Below are 23,415 nucleotides of genomic sequence, written 5' to 3'. Positions count from 1 at the left end.
GCTGTTTAGTAAATAAATAGTTCCCCCAAACATTTATTAGCAGACTAAGAGTTGTTAAGGGCTCACTATTTCTCAACTGCAACCATGCCATAAAATTATAAAAACCCTGCTGATTGGAGTGGAAGGCACGAAGACTCCAGCGGGATTGCAGCGGAAATGTTGAGACCCCACAGCGCGGAGCGCGAGGAGGCTCAACTTCGCCCCGCGGAAAGCGAAGTGCCTGCAGCGCAAATCAGCAGCCCCCATTAGCAATAGGAAAAGAGTAGATGAACCGTATTGAAAAAAGGGTGTAACCACCGAATAAGAGTTTTTTGTGTTAAACAACTTTTCAATAGAAACCATGCCATAAAATTATAAAAACCCTGTTGATTGGAGTGGAAGGCACGAAGACTCCAGCGGGATTGCAGCGGAAATGTTGAGACCCCACAGCGCGCAGCGCGAGGAGGCTCAACTTCGCCCCGCGGAAAGCGAAGTGCCTGCAGCGCAAATCAGCAGCTCCCATTAGCAATAGGAAAAGAGTAGATGAACCGTATTGAAAAAAGGGTGTAACCACCGAATAAGAGTTTTTTGTGTTAAACAACTTTTCGATAGAAACCATGCCATAAAATTATAAAAACCCTGTTGATTGGAGTGGAAGGCACGAAGACTCCAGCGGGATTGCAGCGGAAATGTTGAGACCCCACAGCGCGGAGCGCGAGGAGGCTCAACTTCGCCCCGCGGAAAGCGAAGTGCCTGCAACGCAAATCAGCAGCCCCATCAACAAGTGAAAAATAGTCAAAAAGCTGATCCGGCATGGCTCAGCTTTTTATTCATGCACTTTACATCCTGCCCACCAACTTCCCTACCAATAAGAGTTGCTTTATTTTCAAGATTCCTTCCAGTATCCTTAATAAGAAGCAAGTGTAATCAGGTAATCTAAGAAATAAAAGAGGGATCCCCATGAAACAAATATACAGCGACATCATCCAGTTCCGCGGCACTCACTATGACTTTGGCTATATGCAGGGAGAAAAAATCAAAAACTCGCTTTCTGTAAAAAACCGCGAAGAACAATGGAAAGTAAGAAAACCGCGCTTCATCATCAATGAATCAGAAGCAAAAGATGCAATCAAAAAGTTCGCCCCCGGCATCTGGGACGAACTGCTCGGCTTGCAGGAGGCACTGAAATGGCCGATGCAAAAAGTCCTCCAGGAGTTCGGCGGCTACCGGGTCGATTATACCCGCTCCGGCTGTTCAATCATGACAGGCAGCAGCTATATGATCCGCAACTACGACTATCATCCCAAAACGTATGAAGGCCGCTACACCCTTTTCCACCCTTCAGACCAGGGCTATGCCATCATCGGGCCTAGCCAGCGGGTGACAGGGCGGATGGATGGAATGAACGAAAAAGGCCTCGTCGTAGGCTATAACTTCATGAACCGCAAAAAGCCCGGCGACGGCTTTATCTGCTGCATGATCGGAAGGCTGCTTCTCGAGTCATGCGCCGATGCCGATGAAGCTGTGAGCATGCTAAAAGAAATTCCGCACCGCCATTCGTTCACTTACGTTGTATATGATAAGAGCGGAAAATCCTTTGCGGTGGAAACTTCCCCGCGCCGGGTGGAGGTCCGGCAGACGAATGCCTGCACCAACCATTTTGAAATCATGAAAGATGAAAACCGCCATCATTTGGTTGACTCTCTCCGCAGGCTTGCCGTTATCCAAGAAGCAGGCGGGGAAATGACTGAAGCGATGGAGGCGTTCAGGCTCCTGAATGATACAGATAAAGGCGTTTTCTCTGATTTATACAGCAGCTGGGCGGGCACCATCCATACATCAGGCTATTTGCCGCAGGAAGGTAAAGCCTGGTTTGCCCTTGGAGGCAACCGGAGCCCGGTTGAGTTTGATTTTGACAGCTGGCTGCAGGGGGAGGATTTCAATATGCAGCAGATCACCGGGGAAGTGAATACCAGCATCCCTTTCCTGCATATGGATGAGAATGCAAACTGGTTCAGCAAATAAACATTTTCGGGGGGATGAGCATGAATAAAAAAAGGCTGGGCCTTCTGTCTGGTCTCATTATTATAATGGCAGCCGGCATCGGACTTTATTGGCTCTATTTTTCCAAACCGGACAGTCTGCCTGATGATGAAAAGCTCATCGGCTATATGAACCGCTATCATTCTGACATGCAGGCCATTGATATCAAGGCAATCATCCCAGCCGATGAAGAGCATGTTTTCGCTCCTTATGTGAGGAAAGGCGGAGAATATGGAGCCAGCTTCTGGACATGGAGAAAGCGGGATTGGGAGCTTGATTATATCAGCTCTGCCGGAGAGCCGAAGGTTTGGCGAATAGATCCGGATGACCCTTCTTCATTCCGTATTGCCTGGAGCTTTCCTCCTGACACCGGTTTGAATAGGATTCGCTATTATTTAATGAGAGACAGAGACTTTTTTGTTACAGGGGAAAAACAGACCTATTTTCCAAAAGTCCAGATGGAGCATGAAATTGCGCTTGATGAAGGCAGCTATGGCATGATGGAGCTTCCGGAAGAGTGGAAGTCCGCTGCGGGTTCATTGGCAGAAACAGCAAAGAGCAGCCAGCCGGATGAGTTCTTTTTCCCAATGATTGGCTTTCACTTTGGCTGGATTGGCTATGACGAAAAGGGGCAGGTTTTTTTCCCGGACTTTGGTGACAGCCATGGGTCGGGCGGCTCTAACCTCGAGTATATGCAGATGCTTGGGGAGAATGATATTGAACAATTCGGGAGGAAAGAATGAAAGAACAGGATTATGACAGACTTCTTCATATTAAAACAGAAGGCGGACAGCAGGGGTTTACCCGCTCTTTCCATTATCACCGCTATGAGGCGACACCTTATTCCGCACTGGATATTTTATTCGAGGATTACAAATTGACGGGCACCGACAGGCTTGTTGATTTCGGCTGCGGGAAGGGCCGGCTTGTCTTTTACAGCCATTATCTGTTCCAGGCTTCCGGCACAGGTGTTGAAATGAATGAGGATTTATATGAAGAAGCCCTCCGCAACGCAGAAACTTATGTGAAAAAAAGCAGAAAAAGCAGGGGGATGCTCCAATTTGAATGCAGCCTTGCAGAGGAATACAGGATCAGGCCGGAAGAGAATTGCTTTTACTTCTTCAACCCCTTTTCCATCCAGGTGTTCAGGAATATCATCGCAAATATCCTTTTGTCTGTGGAAGAACACCCGCGCTCTGCAGATATTGTGCTGTATTACCCATCAGAGGATTATATTTTTTTCCTTGAAAATTATACAAGCTTTGAACTGGAAAAAGAGGTAGAGCTCCCGGAAAGCAGCCACGATCATAATGAAAGGTTTTTGATCTACAGGCTAAAGATGTGAAATCGCTTACATTTTATTTGCTGGAGATATAGAATTTATTGGAAATGATAGATATAATGGTTTCAAGATAAATAGTAAATGGGGTAGGAGAATGAATAAGAAAAAGATCCTTCTGATTAGCGGCAGTGTCATCGTGCTTCTGGCTGCGGTTCTGATAGGAGCAGGAAACTATTTTTATAATGTAGCAATCAATCGGAGCAATGAGGACCTAAAGCTTCATGGCGGCAGCGAATCGAGGGCAGCCAGTGCAATGGCTGCCGAGGAAGAAGCGGCCAAGCTTGCTGAAGTGATGGATTGGACGGAAAAACAAAACTTCAAGACTGTTGAAATCACTTCGGACGACGGGCTGAAGCTTAAGGCAGCTTTCCTGAAGAACCCGGATTCCAATGGCAGGGCCGTCATCCTGGCTCATGGATATAAGGGCAGCAGCGAACAGATGCCGGGCGTTACGAAATTCTACTATGAGCAGGGGTTTGACGTCCTGAAGCCGGATGCCAGGGGCCATGGCCTGAGTGAAGGGGATTATATCGGCTATGGATGGCATGAACGGAAGGACTATGTGAAATGGGCCGGCAGCCTGATAGAAGAGGAAGGGGCAACTGATATTTTCCTGCACGGCTTTTCCATGGGGGCAGCGACTGTCCTGATGGCAAGCGGGGAAAAGCTTCCGCCGGAAGTAAAAGGGATCATCGAGGATTCTGGCTACACAAACGTCCATGAAGAGCTTTCCCACCAGCTGAAATATCTGTACCATCTGCCTTCATTCCCTCTCATGCAAGTGACGAGCGCTGTGACGAAGGTAAGAGCAGGCTACACATTCAGCGAAGCTTCAGCAGTTGAACAGGTAAAAAAGAATAAGCTTCCGCTCTTCATCATACACGGCGACCAGGATGAACTGGTGCCTACCGAGATGGCAGACCGCATTTATGATGCGGCCGCAAGCGAGAAGGAAATGTGGATTGTGCCGGGGGCAGGTCATACTGAGGCCTATACGGTCGCCGAAGAAGAATATCAGAAGCGCTTGACGGCTTTTATTAAAAAAGTGCAAAATAAGTAAGGCAGAATTGGAAATTTAATTGAATATTTACAATTTTGTGAACTATAATAGATGCAGGCATGGACTTTTTTCGTTTATCTTATAAAATTCCCGAAAAGGAGGACCGTTCTGCATTAAAATCACAAATTAGACAAACAAGTTTTTCACCTGGGGGGAATTAAAAATGGTCATGAAATACTTACAGAGAATGGGCCGCTCTTTGATGCTGCCTGTAGCCGTGCTGCCGGTCGCTGCAATTTTGATGGGGATCGGGTATTATATCGATCCAGACGGCTGGGGGGCAGGAAACCCGGTTGCCGCTTTCCTGATTAAAGCGGGTGGCTCTATCCTCGATCATATTCCGGTGCTGTTCGCGGTCGGAATTGCCTTGGGAATGGCGAAGGAAAAAGATGGTTCCTCAGCTATTTCCGGATTGGTCGCTTATCTCGTTGTCACAACGCTGCTGTCAACTGACACGGTTGCAATGCTGCAGGGTGTAGACGCGGCCGATGTAAACCCTGCTTTTGGGAAAATCGAGAATGCTTTTGTCGGTATTTTATCAGGGATCGTAGCGTCTATTATGTATAACCGCTTTGCCAAAGTAAAGCTTCCGGATGCCCTGGCATTCTTCAGCGGAAAGCGGCTGGTGCCGATCATGTCCGCTGTGACAATGCTGGCCGTGGCCGCAATCCTGTTCTTTGTCTGGCCGCTCATCTTCTCCGGACTGGTATCCTTCGGGACAGCGATAAGCAAGATGGGCTTTGTGGGAGCAGGGCTTTATGGATTCTTTAACAGGCTCCTGATCCCAACAGGCCTTCACCATGCTTTGAACTCTGTGTTCTGGTTTGATACGGTCGGAATCAATGACATCGGAAAGTTCTGGGCAAGCGAAGGGACTAAAGGGGTTACTGGCATGTACCAGGCAGGCTTCTTCCCTGTCATGATGTTCGGTCTTCCGGCTGCTGCCCTGGCCATGTACCATACGGCGAAATCAAAGCAGAAGAAAATGGCGGCATCCCTGCTGCTTGCTGCAGGATTTGCTTCTTTCTTTACAGGAGTGACTGAGCCGCTCGAGTTCTCATTCATGTTCATTGCGCCTGCTCTTTATGTTGTGCATGCTGCATTAACGGGAATCTCGCTTGCTGTTGCGGCCTTCTTCCATTGGACAGCAGGCTTCGGATTCAGTGCAGGGCTGGTCGACTTTGTATTGAGCCTAAAAATCCCTATTGCCAACCAGCCGTGGATGCTGCTGGTTCAGGGGCTCGTATTTGCAGTGCTGTATTATGTCCTTTTCAGATTCCTGATCACCAAGTTTAACCTATCCACTCCTGGCCGGGTTGAAATGACTGAAGGAGCGGAAGGGACTGAAAGCGGAGAAGCCTCTGCTTCTGCTCCTGCGGCAGGAAATGAAAAATTCGCCATCATGGCTGCTAAAATCTATGACGGCCTCGGCGGAGATGCGAACGTTACATCTGTCGACAACTGTGTAACCCGCCTTCGGATTGAAGTGAAGGACATGGAGCGCGTGGACCAGAAAAAGATTAAAGATACCGGGGTTCCGGGAATCAATATTGTCGGTCCTACAAGCATTCAGGTCATCGTTGGCACATCAGTGCAATTTGTAGCCGATGAAATTGAAAAGATCAGGAAATAATACTGAAAAAGCCGGGCCCTGCCTGGCTTTTTCTTCTTTTACCTCTATATAATGGAAGTGCAGGGGGGATGAGATGAAGGCAAAAAAACATAAAACCAGAAAGCAAAAAAAGGTCTTCCATCCTTTTATTAGTTTTAGTTTACTGATGCTGGCTGCAGCAATGTTTTCCCTATGGGCTATTGAAGGGTACAGCAGCAGCCAGCTGAAAAGCTTCAGTTCACCTGGCCGGATCATATTCCTGTATAGCCGCTGGGCTGTTATACTGGTGGGCGGAGTTATTTTTTTTCTCTCTTTTTGCATTTTTGGCCGGATAATGGAAAAGAAAGCTAGAAAGGTATTTGGTATACATATCTATACCTTTTTATTTGCTGCAGGCGTTCTTGCGGGAAGCATTCTGCTTATGAACGATTACTATACATATGGCAACTTTGGACCATTGGAGATTAAATTCAGGGACGGTCTCTTCAGTGAGGAGAAAATATAGCTGGGAAGAGATCGACCGGGCTGAGGTTTCTTATATTGTTGGCTCTAAAGACAGAATCTCAGTTAGCTATGATCTGTTCTTTGAAGATGGGAGAAAGGTAGATAGCACTGATTCACCAGAGTTTTTCAGGAGGGCCGTTTCCCTTGACCGCTTTCTAGTAAGCTATGGAATTCCGGTCAAAAGAAGCGGAATCGCTCCTGAGGACAGACAAAGGTTTTTTTCTCAATATGGCCATCCGGGAAAGGACCCTGATATTGACCGTCATGCTGTGCTGCTGAGAGTTTTGGAGAATTGACAATACAGTTCTAGCCGGGCGGAGCTGGGCCGGACTTTGTTATTGAATGTTGGGGCCAGCAGTCTGTCGCGGCCGGCAGGATGGAGACTGAAGCATGGCGCGGTGCCATTAGCCTCATGCCCTTATTTTAAATAGTTTCCATCACATTCATCCCTTGATACCTCAAGTAAAATGGTTCATAATCACAAATAGAAGAAAGGCGTTTATTAAGAGGGGGGCAGATGGTGCTGAAGGATACTTTACGGCAGATTGAATATGAAATTGCGATGCTTGTGAGGCTGACGACTGCCCACAGCCCGAAACTGGGGAGCCTTGACCGCTCGGAGTATCTGCTGCTGAGTGAGATTTCTGCGCATGAGCCCCTGGCAATCAATGCCTTGGCAGATAAGCTGATGCTGAATCTCTCTACAGCAAGCAGGCAGATCGCCGTTCTTGAAGGAAAAGCTTATATTGAACGTTTTCCGGATGAACATAACGGCCGGATCAGCCTGGTCCAGCTGACAGATCAAGGACGGGCGGTGCTTCAGAAGGTGAAAGAAGCGCGCCAGACTGTTTATGGGGAAATCTTGAAAGACTGGTCACCGGAAGAGCTGGCAGGGCTGGAAGCCAGCCTGACAAGACTTAATCAGGATTTCAAACTATGGGGAAAATAATACGGATGAGGAGAGAGCCGCCAAGGCTCTTTTTTTTGTTGGAAATTACCTGTTGCAGAATAGTTATAAAGTTGTATAATACAATATATTGCCTATAAGTTGTATTATGCAACTTGCAAAAAGAAATATACAAGATGAAAGGAGGACCTGCTATTGAGCCAACCTATCACTATTTCCGGCTCTGATTCGAAAAAGATGGCCATTCCGCCATATTTGGCCATATCCATCCTGACCATCTTTTCTATCGGGCCGCAGTACTTTTTAAATTTATCTTATATTCTCAATCAGGGCATCATTCAAAACGGGCTGAGCCTCGGTTCAAACGATCTGCTGCTGCCGTCCACATTATCCAATCTCGCATTTGCGTTCGGTGTGCCGCTAGGTCCGGTGCTGGCAAGGAAGATCGGCCTTAAGAGGAACTATCTGACCTTTGTGCTGGTTTTCCTGCTTGGTTCTGTACTGGACGCGCTGTCACTGGGCATCACAACATTAACGGCCGGACGGATCATACAGGGGATCAGCGCCGGCATCCTTTTCCTGACAATTTTGCCGGTCAGCCTGACTTCTTTCCCGAACAAAATACGCAATACCTTCCTGCTGATGGCGATTGGGGGATTATTCGGGTCGAGTGCTGTCGGGGCTTTCTTTGGAAGCATTTCACTCTCATCCGGCATGTGGCGCTGGCTGTTTGTCCTGAACATCATTTCAAGCATTTTATGCCTTGTAATGGGAAGCATCTTCCTTCCATCAGCACAGGATGAGAAAAAGCATAGGGAGCCGCCTGCAGACAAAAAAGGGATATTCCTTTTAGGATTATTTATCCTCAGCCTGGCCTATCCCCTTTGCAATCTGATGGAAGAGGGCTTCTCGTCGATCAGAATCTGGCCGCTGCTCGTTCTCGCCGCCATCATCATGATCCTCTTTATCTATATTGATTTAAAATCGGAAAATCCGCTGGTTCCGTTTGGCTCTCTCAAATCAGCCAAGCCGGTCTCAGGCACAATCATGGCGGTGGCGTCCCATATTTTGCTTATTTTTGCCCTTGCCGGAATCAATGGGTTTCTCCGCAATAATAAGGATCTGTCATTTGAGTATTTATCTCATTTTTATTTCTGGTTTTTCATCGGAATAATGACCACAGCCATTTTGAAAACATTATTATACGACAGGCTTGGAGCAGGCATTCTGGGGACAATCGGCTCACTGGCTGTCATATATGTCAGCTGGAGATGGATGAATATCACTCCTGAAATCTCCCTTCCGGCTCTCTATTTCCAGATTGCCTGCCTTGGAGCAGGAGTCAGCATGGTGCTGGTGGCCGGAGCACTTGGGACGGCGCTGGCCGGGGATATCCATAAAGCCTCCAAGCGGTCTGTTACCCTGCATTCTATCAGGAATTTTGCGGGTGCGGTGGCCGCTCCGGTGCTTGGCTGGTTCATATACAGACAGAATGCGCATCATTATGAAGCAATCAGGAACCACGCAAGTAAATATGACCCGGAAGTGCAGGCGGAAATGGCCAGGATGACAAGGCAGCTGATGGAAAGCGGCTTGCCATTGGCCAAGGCGAAGAGCATGATGTTCTATGAATTGGTCGTTAATGCAAAAAAGTCGGCCATCCTAACGGCATACCATGACCTGTTTACGATCATGCTGGGAATCGGCGTCATCATGTTGCTGGCTTCCATCGGCAAGATTGCGACAGGGAAAGGGCGCTCGCTTGTCCAAAAGCAAAAAAGAATTCTTCTGCCCGCTCCGGACAGCCGGCAGGCACATAAATAATAGAGGTTACCTGAGAGGAGAAAGATGAATGAGTAAAGGACGTTTAATCCTGACAAATATTATTGGCATCCTGGTTGTGTTCGCATTGATTGCAGCAGGTGCTTATTACTATTACCAGAATGAAAACTATGTAACGACGGATGATGCAGTGGTATCAGCCGACATGATGCAGGTAACGGCACCGGCATCAGGGATGCTTGCAGAATGGAAGCTGGAAGAGGGGAAAAGTGTCTCCGAGAATGCAAGCGTCGGAAAAGTAGCGGCAGGAGAAACTTCTGTTCCTGTCAGCAGCTATATGAACGGCACGGTCATCCAGAATCAAGCCTATCCTCATCAGATGGTCCAGGCGGGAAAGGCGCTCGCAGTAGCAGCTGACATGGAGCATCTTTATATCACGGCCAATATTCAGGAAAAAGATTTGAAGGACATTGAAGCCGGGGACAGTGTTGAAATCAAGGTTGATGGAGATGGGAACACATTATTTGATGGAGAAGTAGAGGAAATCGGCTTTGCCACCAATTCATTATTTTCTTTGCTGCCCCAGCAAAGCTCCAATGGCAGCTACACCAAAGTGGCCCAAAAGGTCGCAGTGAAAATTTCCCTGAAAAATGCGTCAGACAAAGTGCTGCCGGGGATGAATGCTGAAGTGAAGATTTCGCTCTAGCAGAAGCGGCCGAAGGAAAAATGGAGGGAGGAAAGGCAGTTGAAGATATATGTGGTATACGACAGCGAAGGCATGCATACGGAAGCACTGGCCAGCTCCATTGCCGAAGGCGCCCGGAAGATAGAGGGAGCAGAGGTATTGATTGATCATGTCAGCCAGGCAGATGTGTATAAGCTCCCGGAAATGGATGCCATCATTTGGGGATGCCCTGGCCATTTTGGAACCATCAGCTCTGGTTTGAAAGCATGGATTGATAAGCTTGGCTATTTATGGGCAGAAGGAAAGCTGGTCAATAAAATCGGCGCGGTTTTCTGTACAACGGCAACCACTCACGGAGGCCTTGAAGCAACGATGCTCAACTTAATTACGCCTATGCTTCATCAAGGGATGATCATTGCGGGTCTGCCTGCGAATATTCCGGCAAATGCTTTATACGGCTCTTATTATGGAGTCGGCATCACCTGCCCGATTGATTCAGACGAGAAGATATCAGCTGAAGGGCTGGAACTCGGGAAAGCCCTCGGTGAACGGGTGTCATTTCTGGCCAGGCGGCTGGATGCCGGCAGAGACGGAGCTGGTCAGTAATGGCCGGCATCATATTTTGCCTTCTGGCTGCGGTTACTGTGGCTGCCATCCTTATTGCTGCCAATATACACTCATCCCGCAGAGACTGGCTGCAGGAGGGAGAACAGAGTGCCGGCCAGGCAGTGCTCCAGGCCCCAGAGGAACATCATGCTGAACCTGTTCAGGATGCAGGGGAAGCAGCAGGCACACCAATAAAGGCTGCGGCGGAAGATGCAGAACGTATGGGGGACCATGTATACCGGCAGGCCCTGCAATCTTTTATGAAGGAAAAAGAGAAAAAGCAGGATTCCTCTGACAGCAGGATGGATGACCAGGCATTCCGCGGTGCCTTAAAATCACTGAACGAGAAAAAAGAAGAGTAAAGTTCAACCCGCATCTGGCATAAAGGATGCGGGTTTGCTGATATTAGGGATTGCCGGCTGAAAGTTTTTATCTGCACATGAAATAAAGGCATTAAGGGGATTCTTTTTAATACCGAGCAATATATGTTGACTTTTTTTCACCGGTGAATTAATCTAAGTAACGTTGTTTAAATTAAACCGATAAAAATACTAGGAGATTGATGCACACATGAAGAAGTACGCACTAATTTTACTCACATTTGCATTAGCGATTTCCCTTGCTGCATGCGGAAGCAGCGGCGATGGAGACAAAGATACAGCGAAAGACCAGAGCCTGTATGACCAGATCAAGGAAAAAGGCGAAATCACTATCGGGACTGAAGGAACCTATGCCCCGTTCACCTACCATGATAAAGAAGGAAAGCTGACCGGCTTTGACATTGAAATTGCAGAAGAAGTGTTCAAGCGCCTTGATATCAAGCCTGTGTTTGTTGAGACTAAATGGGACGGCATGATTGCCGGACTTGATGCAAAACGCTACGACCTGGTTGCGAATGAAGTAGCCGTCCGTGAAGACCGCCTTGAAAAATACGATATGTCAGATCCATATATCGTTTCTAAAGCGGTGCTGATCGTTCATGAAAATAATGATGAAATCAAGACGCTTGATGATTTGGACGGCAAAAAGGTCGGGCAGTCACTGGACAGCAACTACCGTAAAATTGCCGAGGAGCATGGCGCAACAAACACAGTGGTGGAAGGCTTCAATCAATCTATTGACCTGATTACATCAGGCAGGATCGATGCGACAATCAACGACAGCCTATCTTATCTTGACCTTAAGAAGCAGCGTCCGGAGCTTCCGGTAAAAACAGTTTATGAAGAAGAAAATGCAACTAGCAATGCCTTCCTTTTCCGCAAAGGCAGCGATGAGCTTGTCGAGGCAGTGAACGGAGCTCTTGCAGAAATGAAGGAAGACGGCACGTACCTGGAAATCTCTAAAAAATGGTTCAACACAGACGTATCGAAATAAAGGATCTGATATAGATGTTTGATGAACGCTCAGAACGAATTATAGGAATCCTCGCTGATTCCTTTTTTCCTATTCTAAAAGCCGGGATCTATTTTACGATTCCGCTCACATTGATTACATTTGCACTTGGTTTGATTCTTGCGTTTTTTGTGGCACTTGCCCGATTGTCCAGCATCAAGCCGCTTGTCGTGCTGGCTAGGTTTTATGTTTGGATCTTCAGGGGAACCCCGCTGCTGGTCCAGATTTTCATCCTGTTTTTCGGGCTTCCAAGCGTAGGCATCACACTGGATCCGTTCCCGGCAGCTGTGATTGCTTTTACCTTAAACAAGGGTGCTTACAGCTCGGAAATCATCCGGGCGGCAATCCTTTCCATTCCCAAAGGGCAATGGGAAGCGGCTTCTTCTGTCGGGATGACCAGGAGCCAGGCCATGAGGCGCATCATCGTTCCCCAGGCGGTCAGAGTTTCGGTCCCTCCGCTCGGGAATTCTTTTATCAGCCTGGTAAAAGATACTTCGCTGGCCGCGACCATCACGGTTACCGAGATGTTCCAAAAGGGGCAGCAGATTGCCGCGGCCACCTATGAGCCGCTGTGGCTGTATATCGAGGTTGCCTTTATTTATCTGATTTTCAGCACAGTCCTGTCTTATTTCCAGAACAAGCTCGAAGACCGTTTTGGAAGAAGCGTAGCCAAATAATGGAGGTGCCTGAATGATAAAGATTGAAAACCTGTATAAGAAATTCGGCGAACTGGAAGTGCTGAAAGGGATCGACCTGTCCATCCCGACCGGGAAAACGGCTGTTATCATCGGCCCTTCAGGATCGGGGAAGACGACCCTTCTCCGGTGCATGAACCTGCTCGAAACACCAGATGCCGGAAAACTCGAGCTTGGAAACAAAACGCTCCAGTTCGGAGATTCTGTGAAAATTAAAACGGCGGAAATGGTAGCCTTCCGCAAGCAGACCGGCATGGTATTCCAGAACTATAATCTTTTCCCGCATTTGACTGCGGTTGAAAATGTGATGGAAGGCCAGATGGTCGTGCTGAAGCGCTCGAAAGATGAAGCGCGGAAAAAGGCACTGGGCTTACTCGAAAAGGTGGGGCTCAAAGATCGTGCCGATAATTATCCCCACCAGCTGTCCGGCGGCCAGCAGCAGCGGGTCGGCATTGCCCGGGCAATGGCGATGGATCCGCAGGTGCTGCTCTTCGATGAACCGACATCAGCACTTGACCCGGAACTGGTTGGAGAAGTGCTGAAGGTTATGAAGGATCTGGCAAAAGAGGACATCACGATGGTCATCGTGACTCATGAAATGAGCTTTGCCCGCGATGCGGCCGATGAAGTCATCTTTATGGATGGCGGCGTCGTTGTCGAGAGGGGAACACCTGAGGACGTATTTGAAAAATCACAAAACAAGCGGACACAGCAGTTCTTAAACAAAGTGACTGCCCGATAAAGTAGAGGCCCTGCGCGGATGCAGGGCCTTTGTTTATATAGTCTTGCATCACATACATCAGATATATCTTTTTACTATGAAAAATGATAGATTTAAACTCAGAAAGGGAAGGGGGCGGATGTTATCAGAAAATTAACACAGTTTTTATTCGTCACAGCCGGCTTTTTGGCCCTTGGCCTTGGCATTCTTGGCATCATCCTTCCCGTCGTTCCGACCACCCCGCTGCTTCTGCTGGCTTCATTCTGCTTTATGAAAGGATCGGAAAAGTTTGAAGCATGGTTTAAGCAGACAGGCATCTATAAAAAGCATCTGGAAAGCTTTGTGAATAATAAGGCGATGACACTGAGGCAAAAGTTCACGATCCTGCTGTTTGCCGACATTATGATTATCATTGCATTCTTTTTGACAGACATGACAGCAGTCAGGATTATGCTGATCATCATCGTTATGTATAAATACTATTATTTTTTCTATAAAATAAAAACCTTGCCGGAATAAGGCAAGGCTTTAGCATTTTTATCCTGTTTTTCCTCAATAGGCAGACCGTCTTACCAAAGACCAGGCTTGACGACCATGAACCAAAGCATGGCCGATAGAAGGATGATGTAAATCCAGACAGTGCGGTTAAGCTCAGCCGCTGCTTTTTCCTTATCGGTCCCTTCTTCCCGGAATTTCCGCAGCTTCGGCGTGAAAGCGCGCGCCAGAAAGAAGAGGGAGAGAAACAGGATGATCAGGGTCATGACAACCCAGGAGGTTCCCCATGTCCACGGTCCGGCTGCGATCAAAATGACCCCCGATCCTACTAGGACGTGCCCGGAGTGCTTGGAGAGCCTGACAACGGACCGGAAAGTATCCATATATGCATCAAGCTCGGAACCGGCGGCCGTCTTCAGCTTCTTCACGATCGGGAAGAGGATGAAGAATGGCCCGATTGACATAATCGCACTAAGTACATGTATGTATATAACAGCCCTGTAGATTAAATCCATTGAGTCTTACGCTTCAGCCGGTTTGAATTCGTGGACCCATACCTTCATATGCGGAAGCCAAGGCATTCCTTTATGATACGAAAGGATTGTCTGCTTATAATCCTCGACAGAGCCGAAGCCTTCCTGGCGGGCATGTTCGTCGGTAAGCTCACCGAGAGTCTGGCTGTAAACGGAAGTAACGATGAATTCTTTCTCCTTGAGCACCATGATTTCCCCAATATCAGCATACCTGCCATTCCTTCTCGTAGCTGTCTTTTCTCCTTTTAGTACCTTCTCGATATCTGCCGGTACCGTAACGAGTCTTTCAATGCTGCATGTTTTAGCTGGCAATCCACTTTCTTGGTGTGTCATAAGATTCCCCTTTCAGTTTTGTGCCCTTTAACTTTACCACATTTCACCCGGTGCGGTGAGGGCAATTCAGCTGTCAGAAGAAAAATACGGTTCCCGCATACAGTACGGCAGTAATTCCGGCTGCAATCAAAGCAGGCTTCAGCTTATAGCGGGCATATTCAATGACAGACAAATTCAGGATCCGGGCGATCGTATTCGTATCGTCGCTCAGCGGGGAGGCGAATGCGCCAAAGGTCCCGCTGGCAAAGACAGCGCCGATGACGAGCGGAAGATAGATGCCTGAAGCAGCAGCCATTGAAATCCCGAGGGGCATCAGGATGCCCCAGGTGCCCCATGCCGACCCGATGAAATATGAGATGGCTGCTCCGAATAAAAAGAGCAGCGGCACAACGATGGATGAAGGAATCCAGCTCGAATATCGGGTCACAAACGCGGAAAAACCCAGCGCCTCTGTCACGGACGACAGCCCCCAGACAACCGCGAGCAGGACGATGACTGACATAAGATCATTCCCGCCGATCACGAAGCTGTTCAAAAGATCGGACGTCTTCGTCTTTTGGAAACGGAAAAACAAAAATGTAAACAATACAGTAAATACAAGGGCAATCAGCATGGCATCCATCACATCCGCTTTAATGAAGGCAGCGGCAAAGCCCCCTGCCTTCTTATAGCCGTCCCACCATGTGAATATTAAAGTCAGAAGAACAACCAGTGCGAGCGGTACCAATAAATTCCACGGCTTTTCCGGCAAATCCCTTCCAACCGCCGGGTCGCAAGTATGCCAGTCATCCTCATCATCGCCGGATTTTCCGATTCTTTCAGGATCGCTGTCCTGTGTTGATTTTGAATGATGGAAGAAGCTTAAATAAATGCCGAGAAGAATCATCACAAATGAAAAGAAATTAAAAGGGATGCTTCTCAGGAAAAGGTCATAAGGATCTGCATCGATGTTTTCATTGCTTACAGCAATATCCACAATGGAGGTCATATAGCCGACAAAGGCTGTCGCAATCGGAATCAGCACAATGATGGGAGTTGCTGTGGTCTCAATGACAAAGCCAAGCTCCTGTGTCGACATTTTCACTTTTTTCAAAAGGGCCCGCATGATCGGCGCAATCGTGACGAATCGGAAGCTGGGGGCAGAAAAGGTCCCGACTGTGGAAAGGTAGGTGAGAAGGAGTGCCTGCCTTTTATTTTGGATCCTGACTGACGCCTCCTCGACAAACCCCCTGATTCCCCCGGAAATCTTGATCATGCCGACAAGGCCGGAAAAAGCATAAAGAAAAAGGATGATCTTAATATTATTTTCATCAATGAGCCCTTTAACGAGAAAACGGATGAGCGTCTCCAAGCCTCCTGCCAGTGTCGGCTGAAGAAGGAAGGATCCGGCGAGAAGGCCGGCAAAAAGGCCTGGAAGGACCTGTTTGGTTTTTATGGCAATTGGTATCGCAATCAGAAATGGAAGGATAGAAAACCAGTCAGTCTGCACAATCATTCACCCTGTCTTTTGTGATGATATTAGATTGCCGAGGTTGGGAAAAATTTATTCCAATTTTGGGTAAGGTTTCTAAAAGAGGTTAAGGAGAAGCTTTACATCCTACAGCCCGAATCCCTGGCTGAACTGAGAGATTGGCTCGCTTATTTCGACCGGTTCTGGGATAACCGGTTATCGGTGCTCAAGCATCTCATTGAAAATGATGGAAGCACTTATCCGGAGCACAATGAAAAGGAAGATTAGAATGAAATGAAGCAGGCCATTCAGACCGGCCTGCTTTTGAAATTTTCCCAACCTATTTTATGATGTGCTCATCCTCAAAATATAGTAAACTTGAATTTAGGCTATTTTTACTATAAGTGTAATCAAGAAGAGGAAGTTAGAGCAGATGAAAAATGCCAAGCTCAAAGCCATCATTGTAATATCAGCAGGACTGCTGCTATTGTTTACTATTTTCAACATGTATATATCTTATGTAAGCATAAAAGGCTCTACCGTAAGGTCCATCGCCAGCCAGACGCTTGAAACAGCCAAATCTATTGCAGATACCATGCCAGTCATCATTTATGAGGAGTTTCTGGAAAATCCGGAAAAAGGGCCGGAATATGAAGCTATCAAAAGGTATCTGGAGGATGTCAGGAAGAAGACAGGCTCGCTCCATGTGTATACCCTCTTAATTGATAATCCCGAGGTTTCGAGGGCAATGATAGCCGGGCTCCCGCCAGGTGCCGAAGAGTTTCCGATCGGCGGGATTTGCACTGTACCTGAGGAGCAGGTGAAGCTGGCCTATAATGGGAAGCCTTTTAGTACCGGCCTCATCCAGGACCCCGAATATGGAGAGTATTTGACCGCAGGCGCGCCAATCAAAAATTCGGAAGGTGCAACCATTGGTTTCCTGGCCATCGACATCAGCGCGGAAATGATCGGAAGCATCAGCAGCAAGGTGCTGAAAGGCAGTTTATCCAACCTGGTCTTCAACGGAGTCTTTGTACTGTTTCTCCTCACAGCATTCATCTTTATCCAGCGCTGGTACCAGCGTGAGCTGAAAAATGAAGTCGGTGAGACGGAATATACGTACCAGGCAGAGTTTGATTCGCTTCTTTCCTCAGTCAGGTCATTGAGGCATGATTACTCAAACCATATCCAGGTGCTTCACGGCCTGCTGAAGATTGAGAGCTATGATCAGGCCCTTTCCTATCTGACGGCCCTTTCCAAGGAAGTGCATTCCATTGAATCCATCAAGCTCGATACGGTCAACCCCGGGCTGGGGGTACTGCTTGAAACAAAAAGGCTGCTGGCACAAAATTACGGCATCGAAGCCAGATTTACCGTTTCTGAGGATTCTTTTAATACTATTAAAACTACAGACCTGATTAAAATCCTCTCAAATTTGATTGATAATGCCATAGAGGCTTCCCTTGAGCTTCCTGAGGAAGAAAGGAAGCTGTCAGTATCCTGCACGGCAGGTGAAGGACGCTATATGTTTACCGTGACAAACACAGGCCCCCGCATAAATTCATGGGATAAAGAAAAGATTTTTGAAAGCGGATTTTCAACGAAAAAAACCGAAAAAGGAAAAACAAGGGGCCAAGGGCTGTTCATCGTAAAGCAGATCACCAGCCGCTATGGCGGCCAGGTTACCTTAGATTCACAAAACTCGGTTACTTCTGCAAAAGTGGTCATTCCTGCAGCTGCTGGAAAGAGCCCGGCAAAATGAAAAAGGATAAAATCCCATAGGATTTTATCCTTTTTCTTATACAGAAAATCCACCCCCGAAAGGATGGACAGGAAAGGGAAAAGGTTCTTATTTTTGCTTTATCGGATATTGACTTGCCGCTTGGCGCTTCATTTGCTCTTCGCGTTCAGCATCTTTTTTGAACGCTTCCATTGCTTTATAAAAAAGCAGGCTCATCTTTTCCGCCTCCCTGTGTAAAGATTAGATATTCCACTCGTTCCCGGTGTGTTTTCCTGTAAACTTAAATCAGGGATTTTTTAAAAAAAAGATTGGACGCTGATCATTTTCCGGCTTACTATAAAAGCAAAGAAGCTTTGATGGAGGAAAATAATATGGCTGTACTGGAGAAGCTGACGTTTGTCTCAGGCTATGAAAAAAACGGAGTACTGCGCAGGAGCTTTAATGAACTGGCGAAAGAGACTTTCGGCATCCAATTTGAAGACTGGTTTGGCCTCGGATACTGGTCAGATAAATATATACCCTATTCTTTTGCCGACGGAGACAAAGTGGTGGCCAATGCATCTGCAAATCTGATCAGGTTTTCAGGAGAGGGAAAGGATTGGAAGGCTGTCCAGGTGGGCACTGTCATGACGCATAAGGATTACCGCAATCAAGGGCTGGCAAGGCAGTTGATGGAACGCATCCTGGAAGACTATAAAGAAGCGGACTTGATTTATCTTTTTGCCAATTCAACTGTGCTCGATTTTTATCCGAAATTTGGTTTCAGTCCGGTGGAGGAAACTCAATATTTCATAAAAGCCGACGCCGGCAGCAATCAAAGCGAGGTCCGCAAATTGGATGGCAGAAATCCGGATGATCTAAGCTTCATTTATGAGATGGCAGGCAGGAGAACCTTTCCAGGCGGGTTTGATGCCGTCAACACAAGAGAACTGCTCATGTTTTACTGCCTGAATGTGTTCCATGATGACATCTACCACCTCCCGGAAGATGGAACCATTGTAATCGCCAGGCAGGAAGAGGATGTCCTGCATATATATGATGTCATTTCCTCTGAACCTGATTGGAATCCGGCCGACCTTGCCCGAAGGCTCGCAGGAAAGGAAACAAACAGGGCAGCGCTTTATTTCACCCCTTCTCCAAAGACCGCTGTACTGGAAAAGGTGAAGTATCAAGACAGCCATATTTTATTTGTTAAATATAATGGCGAACACAGCAGACTGCCGGCAGAGTTTAAGCATCCGCTGACTGTCCAGGCATGAAGAAGGCGTCTCCTTTTTGGAGACGCCTTCTTCACTGGCTGCGGTGCAGAAACCATCCTATTTCCCAACTTTAAAGCTATAGACCGCCATGTTGGTCCCATTTTCATCTTTGATCAGGCCGCCCTGCAGCTTTTCGCCTTTTTCGCCATAGGTTTCCTGGATATACGATAAGCCGTTGCCATCAGTTGGGTCGAACATGATTTTGACCTGATACGATTTCAGATCCTTGATTTCGGTCATCGGGTTGGAGATGACCAGGCGGAAGGATCCGTCAGGCATGACATCGGCACGGTCATTGAAGCCAGTGATGATATAGCCTTCTGCACTGACGCCTCCCGTAACAGATGCTCCTTCCAGGATATTGCTTTTGCCATTAATGTAAATGAAATCTTCATCTTCGGTCACTTCAGTTTCCATCCGGATTTGAACAGCTCCGTAATCATCAGGCTTTGACCACTCCGGTTCTTCAATCATAACCGTGCTTTCCGGCTGGGACAGATCAATTTCATTCACAGCAGCAATCTGCTTCTGGTGTTCCCCGCCTTCCTCAGCAAGCCTGACGAATGCCCCTTCGAGCTGGCTGCCATCCACGGAATAATGCTCATTGACCTCATCGCTGCTGGCAGAAGGACTGAAAATGATTCTTGTATAAATCACAGGATATTTATAGCCATCCGGGATGCTGTCTTCAAGTGTGAAGCTTCCATCCTCTTCGACAAGGGTGGTGCCGGCGCTTCCGATGATGGCGCCGTCAAGCGGATCGGTATAAAGGAAAAGCTTTGAACCGGGAAGAAGATTGGTGGTGCCTGTGACTGTGATTTTCTGGTCCTTCCGGTGGATTTCGCCTTCAAGCTTCACATCATAATCGCCAGCATCCTCCCGAGCTTTGAGCACCGTAGTTTCAACAGCCTCTTTCTCACTGTCCTCATCCTCAGCAGAATCCTGATCTTCCTTTTGGGCTTCCACTTCCTGCACAGGCTCCTTTTTACCCGCAGCCTCATCCTGACTGTTCCCGCAGGCAGCCAGCAGTACAGCAAGAATGACTAGAATAAGAGAATTGATTTTCATAATATGTTCCTCCGATTATAAGATAACAATCCCTATTGTAAACGGGAGGAAGGAGCTACTGTAAATGATAATATCTAAATATTGGAAAAATAATTCGATTTTCCTATTTTGAAATATGGTTTTTACTACCAAAGTCATATAAAAAACTTCGCTTGTTGAGGCGAGTCGTGCAGAGATAGGTTATTTAGGCATCCTCTGGCATCAAATCGACGAGTCATGCATAGCAAAGCTCTATTCGGTACATGACTAGGCCGGAAGAGGTTGGGTCGTGCATAGAATATCTCTTAATCGGAACATGACTAGGCTGGAAGAGGTGGGGTCGTGCATAGAATAGCATCTAATCGGTACAAGACATGGCTACAAAAGCAGGAGTCATTCATAGAATGGCTCCTTTTTAAATTTAATGCCCGGCCTCAAACCGGCCAGTCACAAATTAAATTGTATATATTAAATATCGGGCCTGTCTAATAAAATAGACAGGCCCGATGATCTTACCCGAAACTACATCATTCCTTTTCCAGTTCTTTATACAAACTTTTCAGCTCTGCCTCGATTGCCTGAATTTGTTTTTCAAGCGGAGACAGGTTCCCGTCGACAGATTCCATTTTCTCCAGATCGTTTTGGAGCCGTACGTAATCAAGCTTAAGATCTTGTATCTTGTATTCTATTTCAGCTTTTTTCATCCTGATCCCTCATTTCTTCCATCTACTCTGAAATATAACGTTTACAGAAGGGATGGGCAACTGATTTGCGTTTATGTATTTAAGCGTAGATAACATTGTTTGAGCGTGCCGCCGGAATTTTCATATCTAATCGTAAAGCAAGCCATAGGCGCCTGCCTTCATGCAGGACACCTATGGCTTTTTATAGAGAAGCTTCTGTCAGCGCACTGGCTTCTTGTTCGGTCAATAGGATAAAAATAGTTTCTTTCCTGTTCATCGCCTCAAAAGTAAAATCGATTTCCAGCAGCAGGTAAAATTGCCGGTTGATCCTTACGACACAATGCTCCCCGATTGACGCAATGTTCATGATTTCACATCCTTTACGGATACATATAATGCGCTTCGGGGAAGAAAGGTGTGGACAAAGCAGAAAAAGGGGCAATGCCGCCTTTAATGCCTACTGTCCAGGATGAAGGACATTGCATGCGCTCAGATTGTTTCCGTCCGGGTCTTTGAAGCCAAACCCGCCCATCCCGTTTTCAGGATGTACATTAAGCGGACCCACTTCTACATTTTTTTCCTGAAGCCAATCTCTGAACTCTTCTAGAGATTCGGTATAAAAATCAATAACGGTGTGGTCGACCCCTGTATATGTATTATGGAAAGACAGATTTCCTTCACTGCCAGTCTCTACAAGAAAGATGGTCGGCACCCCTTTGGCTTCAAATGTCAGCATGGCAGCTTTTTCCCCATGAAAGTGCACAGAGACTCCGAATATATCTCTGTAGAACGCTATGGACCTTTCAAGATCTGAGACAGGGATTTCAATCGTGGCAATATGAGATACAAATTTTTGCATGGTGATCCTCCTTAAAAAATGGTCTGTATAATAATTTGCCATTGGATATGCCATTTCCTTCCCGCAGATGAAAGTTTGACAGCCCAGAAGGTTTATATTATGATAAAGGCAACAGTTAAATAGTCTCCTAAAGGGGAGTAGCTTTTACAGCAAAGTCGTCATTTCGGAGTTTTCTCCCGGCTTTGTTGGCAACCATGACGTTGTTAGCAAGACCTTTACCTGATTCGGGTAAAGGTCTTTATTTGTTTATTGAGCCTTTGCCGGATGTGGCAAAGGCTTTTTTTCTGTTAAAAATTTCTAAAGGGGTGTCAGGCATGAAAAAGAAGAAATTCCAGTTTGAAGAACTGATCAGGAAGAACAAGGAAGAGCTTCTGAAGGACAAGAGAGAGATTGAAAAAATTGAAAAGCGGCTGGATGAGAGGTATGCAAAATCGCAATAAGGAGTGTGAAGCAGCATGAAATTTTTCCGGAGAATCAAGTTTCTGTTTAAATTTTGGAGGGTGATACCCTTTCTGAAGGATTTCTTTTTATCGAAGGAGGTTGAGGCCCACAAAAAGGCGCTCGGCATCCTGCTCGTTTTGACGTATGCGTTTTTCCCATTCGATCTTATTCCCGATTATCTTGCCATCCTTGGTATCGTCGATGATTTGGCAGTGGCTGGATTTGTTGTAGAGCGGATGATCAAGATGGCACCGGATTCACTGAAATTAAAGCATGGAATAGAAAAATAATAGATTAATAGGAGGCACAAAAAATGGATTTTGCATTATTAATGGAATATGGCTGGGTGCTGCTGCTCCTGGTAGCCATAGAAGGACTTTTAGCAGCAGATAATGCGCTCGTACTGGCCATCATGGTCAAGCATCTGCCTGAAGAGGAGCGGAAAAAGGCATTATTCTACGGTCTGGCAGGAGCTTTTGTCTTCAGATTCGGCTCATTATTCGTCATCTCATTCCTGGTCGACGTTTGGCAGGTTCAAGCGATTGGCGCGCTGTATCTGTTATTCATCTGTATCAACCACATTGTCCGCAAGCTTGCCGCCAGAAAATTCGGCGCGAAGGAGGAGGAAGAGGGAGAAGAAAAGAAGAAATCAGGCTTTTGGGTAACTGTTCTTAAGGTAGAACTGGCTGATATCGCCTTTGCTGTCGATTCAATCCTTGCTGCTGTTGCTTTGGCGATAGCATTGCCGGATTCAGGGCTTCCGAATATCGGGGGACTTGACGGAGGAAAATTCCTTGTCATCTTTGCCGGAGGCTTCATCGGGCTGATCATCATGCGCTTTGCAGCAAATCTGTTTGTCGGACTGCTGCATTCAAGGCCTGGCCTCGAAGTTACAGCATTTTTGATTGTCGGCTGGGTAGGCGTGAAGCTATCTGTGTACACACTCTCACATCCGGCGCTTGGGGTACTGGCAGAAGGCTTTGCCAAATCTTCTGAATGGAAAATCACGTTCTATATCGTGCTTATATTAATTGCAGTTGGCGGCTGGTTCTTTTCGAAGCCGAAGGAAGAGGCTGTATCAGAAGGGTAATGGGAAATTGAAGTGGAGCTGGGACCATAATATCTGAAGTAGAGAAAAAGTAGATTCAGAGGCTGGAACCACTATTTCTATGGAAAGCGAAAATAGYGGTTCCAGCGAGAGRAGGTAGAACCACTATTTCTGCGAAAACGGAAAATAGTGGTTCCA

Annotated in this window: 28 protein-coding genes and 1 pseudogene; 22 read left to right on the top strand and 7 right to left on the bottom strand. The window is 46.9% G+C overall.

Translation table 11 applies throughout. From position 1 onward, the window contains the following. Positions 1-939 precede the first annotated feature (939 nt). The 16 genes from FZD51_RS10070 (at position 940) to FZD51_RS09995 (ending at position 13,847) form a co-directional block, all read left to right on the top strand. Positions 940-2,004 (top strand): C45 family autoproteolytic acyltransferase/hydrolase, encoded by a 1,065-nt coding sequence (locus tag FZD51_RS10070; protein ID WP_148974650.1) that lies wholly within the window; start codon positions 940-942, stop codon positions 2,002-2,004. A 20-nt stretch (positions 2,005-2,024) separates the two neighbouring features. Beyond that, positions 2,025-2,765, top strand: a complete 741-nt coding sequence (locus FZD51_RS10065) for a hypothetical protein (protein ID WP_148974649.1) — start codon at positions 2,025-2,027, stop codon at positions 2,763-2,765. Further along, positions 2,762-3,367, top strand: coding sequence for a class I SAM-dependent methyltransferase (locus FZD51_RS10060; RefSeq protein WP_148974648.1), 606 nt, complete (start codon positions 2,762-2,764; stop codon positions 3,365-3,367). Before FZD51_RS10065 ends, FZD51_RS10060 begins: the two co-directional genes overlap by 4 nt. Positions 3,368-3,458: 91 nt before the next feature. Then, the gene (locus FZD51_RS10055; RefSeq protein WP_148974647.1) at positions 3,459-4,424 is read left to right on the top strand and encodes an alpha/beta hydrolase; all 966 of its coding nucleotides are present in this window, start codon (positions 3,459-3,461) and stop codon (positions 4,422-4,424) included. A gap of 163 nt (positions 4,425-4,587) precedes the next feature. Beyond that, on the top strand, positions 4,588-6,057 hold the full coding sequence (gene nagE, locus FZD51_RS10050; RefSeq protein ID WP_148974646.1) for an N-acetylglucosamine-specific PTS transporter subunit IIBC: 1,470 nt from the start codon (positions 4,588-4,590) through the stop codon (positions 6,055-6,057). Positions 6,058-6,130: 73 nt separating this feature from the next. Next, on the top strand, positions 6,131-6,541 hold the full coding sequence (locus tag FZD51_RS10045; RefSeq protein WP_148974645.1) for a hypothetical protein: 411 nt from the start codon (positions 6,131-6,133) through the stop codon (positions 6,539-6,541). After that, the gene (locus FZD51_RS10040; protein ID WP_148974644.1) at positions 6,525-6,836 is read left to right on the top strand and encodes a hypothetical protein; all 312 of its coding nucleotides are present in this window, start codon (positions 6,525-6,527) and stop codon (positions 6,834-6,836) included. The genes FZD51_RS10045 and FZD51_RS10040 overlap by 17 nt, the downstream gene beginning before the upstream one ends. A gap of 221 nt (positions 6,837-7,057) precedes the next feature. Further along, a complete protein-coding gene (locus FZD51_RS10035) occupies positions 7,058-7,489 on the top strand; it encodes a MarR family winged helix-turn-helix transcriptional regulator (protein WP_262380849.1) in 432 nt (143 codons plus the stop codon). Between the two features lie 153 nt (positions 7,490-7,642). Then, positions 7,643-9,271, top strand: coding sequence for an MFS transporter (locus tag FZD51_RS10030; RefSeq protein ID WP_262380848.1), 1,629 nt, complete (start codon positions 7,643-7,645; stop codon positions 9,269-9,271). 28 nt (positions 9,272-9,299) lie between these two features. After that, positions 9,300-9,935, top strand: coding sequence for an HlyD family secretion protein (locus FZD51_RS10025; protein ID WP_148974643.1), 636 nt, complete (start codon positions 9,300-9,302; stop codon positions 9,933-9,935). A gap of 39 nt (positions 9,936-9,974) precedes the next feature. Then, a complete protein-coding gene (locus tag FZD51_RS10020) occupies positions 9,975-10,520 on the top strand; it encodes an NAD(P)H-dependent oxidoreductase (RefSeq protein ID WP_148974642.1) in 546 nt (181 codons plus the stop codon). Continuing rightward, positions 10,520-10,882 (top strand): hypothetical protein, encoded by a 363-nt coding sequence (locus FZD51_RS10015; RefSeq protein WP_148974641.1) that lies wholly within the window; start codon positions 10,520-10,522, stop codon positions 10,880-10,882. Before FZD51_RS10020 ends, FZD51_RS10015 begins: the two co-directional genes overlap by 1 nt. Before the next feature lie 208 nt (positions 10,883-11,090). Continuing rightward, positions 11,091-11,894 carry an amino acid ABC transporter substrate-binding protein gene (locus tag FZD51_RS10010; protein ID WP_148974640.1) on the top strand — a complete coding sequence of 268 codons (804 nt, stop codon included), beginning with the start codon at positions 11,091-11,093 and terminating at the stop codon, positions 11,892-11,894. A gap of 14 nt (positions 11,895-11,908) precedes the next feature. Then, a complete protein-coding gene (locus FZD51_RS10005) occupies positions 11,909-12,589 on the top strand; it encodes an amino acid ABC transporter permease (RefSeq protein ID WP_148974639.1) in 681 nt (226 codons plus the stop codon). 13 nt (positions 12,590-12,602) lie between these two features. Continuing rightward, positions 12,603-13,349 carry an amino acid ABC transporter ATP-binding protein gene (locus FZD51_RS10000; protein ID WP_148974638.1) on the top strand — a complete coding sequence of 249 codons (747 nt, stop codon included), beginning with the start codon at positions 12,603-12,605 and terminating at the stop codon, positions 13,347-13,349. A gap of 123 nt (positions 13,350-13,472) precedes the next feature. Further along, a complete protein-coding gene (locus FZD51_RS09995) occupies positions 13,473-13,847 on the top strand; it encodes a YbaN family protein (protein WP_148974637.1) in 375 nt (124 codons plus the stop codon). Between the two features lie 50 nt (positions 13,848-13,897). On the opposite strand, the gene FZD51_RS09990 is transcribed toward FZD51_RS09995, so the two are convergent. From FZD51_RS09990 to FZD51_RS09980, 3 genes are all read right to left on the bottom strand, one after another. Then, complete coding sequence (locus FZD51_RS09990) at positions 13,898-14,338, bottom strand: hypothetical protein (RefSeq protein WP_148974636.1); 441 nt, start codon at positions 14,336-14,338, stop codon at positions 13,898-13,900. Positions 14,339-14,344: 6 nt separating this feature from the next. Next, positions 14,345-14,689, bottom strand: coding sequence for an ASCH domain-containing protein (locus tag FZD51_RS09985; RefSeq protein ID WP_148974635.1), 345 nt, complete (start codon positions 14,687-14,689; stop codon positions 14,345-14,347). A gap of 73 nt (positions 14,690-14,762) precedes the next feature. Further along, positions 14,763-16,178 carry a Na+/H+ antiporter NhaC family protein gene (locus tag FZD51_RS09980; RefSeq protein WP_148974634.1) on the bottom strand — a complete coding sequence of 472 codons (1,416 nt, stop codon included), beginning with the start codon at positions 16,176-16,178 and terminating at the stop codon, positions 14,763-14,765. A gap of 81 nt (positions 16,179-16,259) precedes the next feature. Between FZD51_RS09980 and FZD51_RS26575 the strand changes: the two are divergent. From FZD51_RS26575 to FZD51_RS09965, 3 genes and pseudogenes are all read left to right on the top strand, one after another. Then, positions 16,260-16,427: pseudogene (locus FZD51_RS26575) on the top strand (transcriptional regulator); the annotation flags it as partial. Between the two features lie 145 nt (positions 16,428-16,572). Then, positions 16,573-17,901: a sensor histidine kinase gene (locus FZD51_RS09970; protein WP_148974633.1), complete on the top strand. Its 1,329-nt coding sequence runs from the start codon at positions 16,573-16,575 to the stop codon at positions 17,899-17,901. Positions 17,902-18,251: 350 nt separating this feature from the next. Next, entirely contained in the window at positions 18,252-19,139 is an 888-nt protein-coding gene (locus FZD51_RS09965; RefSeq protein ID WP_187445698.1) for a GNAT family N-acetyltransferase, read from the top strand. 57 nt (positions 19,140-19,196) lie between these two features. On the opposite strand, the gene FZD51_RS09960 is transcribed toward FZD51_RS09965, so the two are convergent. From FZD51_RS09960 to FZD51_RS09955, 4 genes are all read right to left on the bottom strand, one after another. Continuing rightward, positions 19,197-20,207, bottom strand: coding sequence for a hypothetical protein (locus FZD51_RS09960; protein ID WP_148974631.1), 1,011 nt, complete (start codon positions 20,205-20,207; stop codon positions 19,197-19,199). A gap of 506 nt (positions 20,208-20,713) precedes the next feature. Further along, entirely contained in the window at positions 20,714-20,890 is a 177-nt protein-coding gene (locus FZD51_RS26115; protein ID WP_187445697.1) for an SE1832 family protein, read from the bottom strand. Between the two features lie 181 nt (positions 20,891-21,071). Further along, positions 21,072-21,236, bottom strand: coding sequence for a hypothetical protein (locus FZD51_RS26110; RefSeq protein WP_009791565.1), 165 nt, complete (start codon positions 21,234-21,236; stop codon positions 21,072-21,074). A 90-nt stretch (positions 21,237-21,326) separates the two neighbouring features. After that, positions 21,327-21,728 (bottom strand): VOC family protein, encoded by a 402-nt coding sequence (locus FZD51_RS09955; RefSeq protein ID WP_148974630.1) that lies wholly within the window; start codon positions 21,726-21,728, stop codon positions 21,327-21,329. A 314-nt stretch (positions 21,729-22,042) separates the two neighbouring features. Here FZD51_RS09955 and FZD51_RS09950 point away from each other — a divergent pair, with 314 nt between their 5' ends. The 3 genes from FZD51_RS09950 to FZD51_RS09940 are packed head-to-tail and all read left to right on the top strand — an operon-like array spanning position 22,043 to position 23,259. Continuing rightward, positions 22,043-22,168 (top strand): FbpB family small basic protein, encoded by a 126-nt coding sequence (locus FZD51_RS09950; protein WP_083783065.1) that lies wholly within the window; start codon positions 22,043-22,045, stop codon positions 22,166-22,168. A 15-nt stretch (positions 22,169-22,183) separates the two neighbouring features. Continuing rightward, positions 22,184-22,459: a YkvA family protein gene (locus FZD51_RS09945; protein WP_148974629.1), complete on the top strand. Its 276-nt coding sequence runs from the start codon at positions 22,184-22,186 to the stop codon at positions 22,457-22,459. Positions 22,460-22,482: 23 nt separating this feature from the next. Next, a complete protein-coding gene (locus FZD51_RS09940; RefSeq protein ID WP_148974628.1) occupies positions 22,483-23,259 on the top strand; it encodes a TerC family protein in 777 nt (258 codons plus the stop codon). The last annotated feature ends 156 nt before the right edge of the window (positions 23,260-23,415 follow it).

It is taken from the genome of Bacillus infantis (assembly GCF_008180445.1).
GTDB classification, from domain to species: Bacteria; Bacillota; Bacilli; order Bacillales; family Cytobacillaceae; genus Bacillus_AB; species Bacillus_AB infantis_B.
Note: the sequence above shows the minus strand (reverse complement) of the source record. Positions and strands in the feature narration are given on the sequence as shown.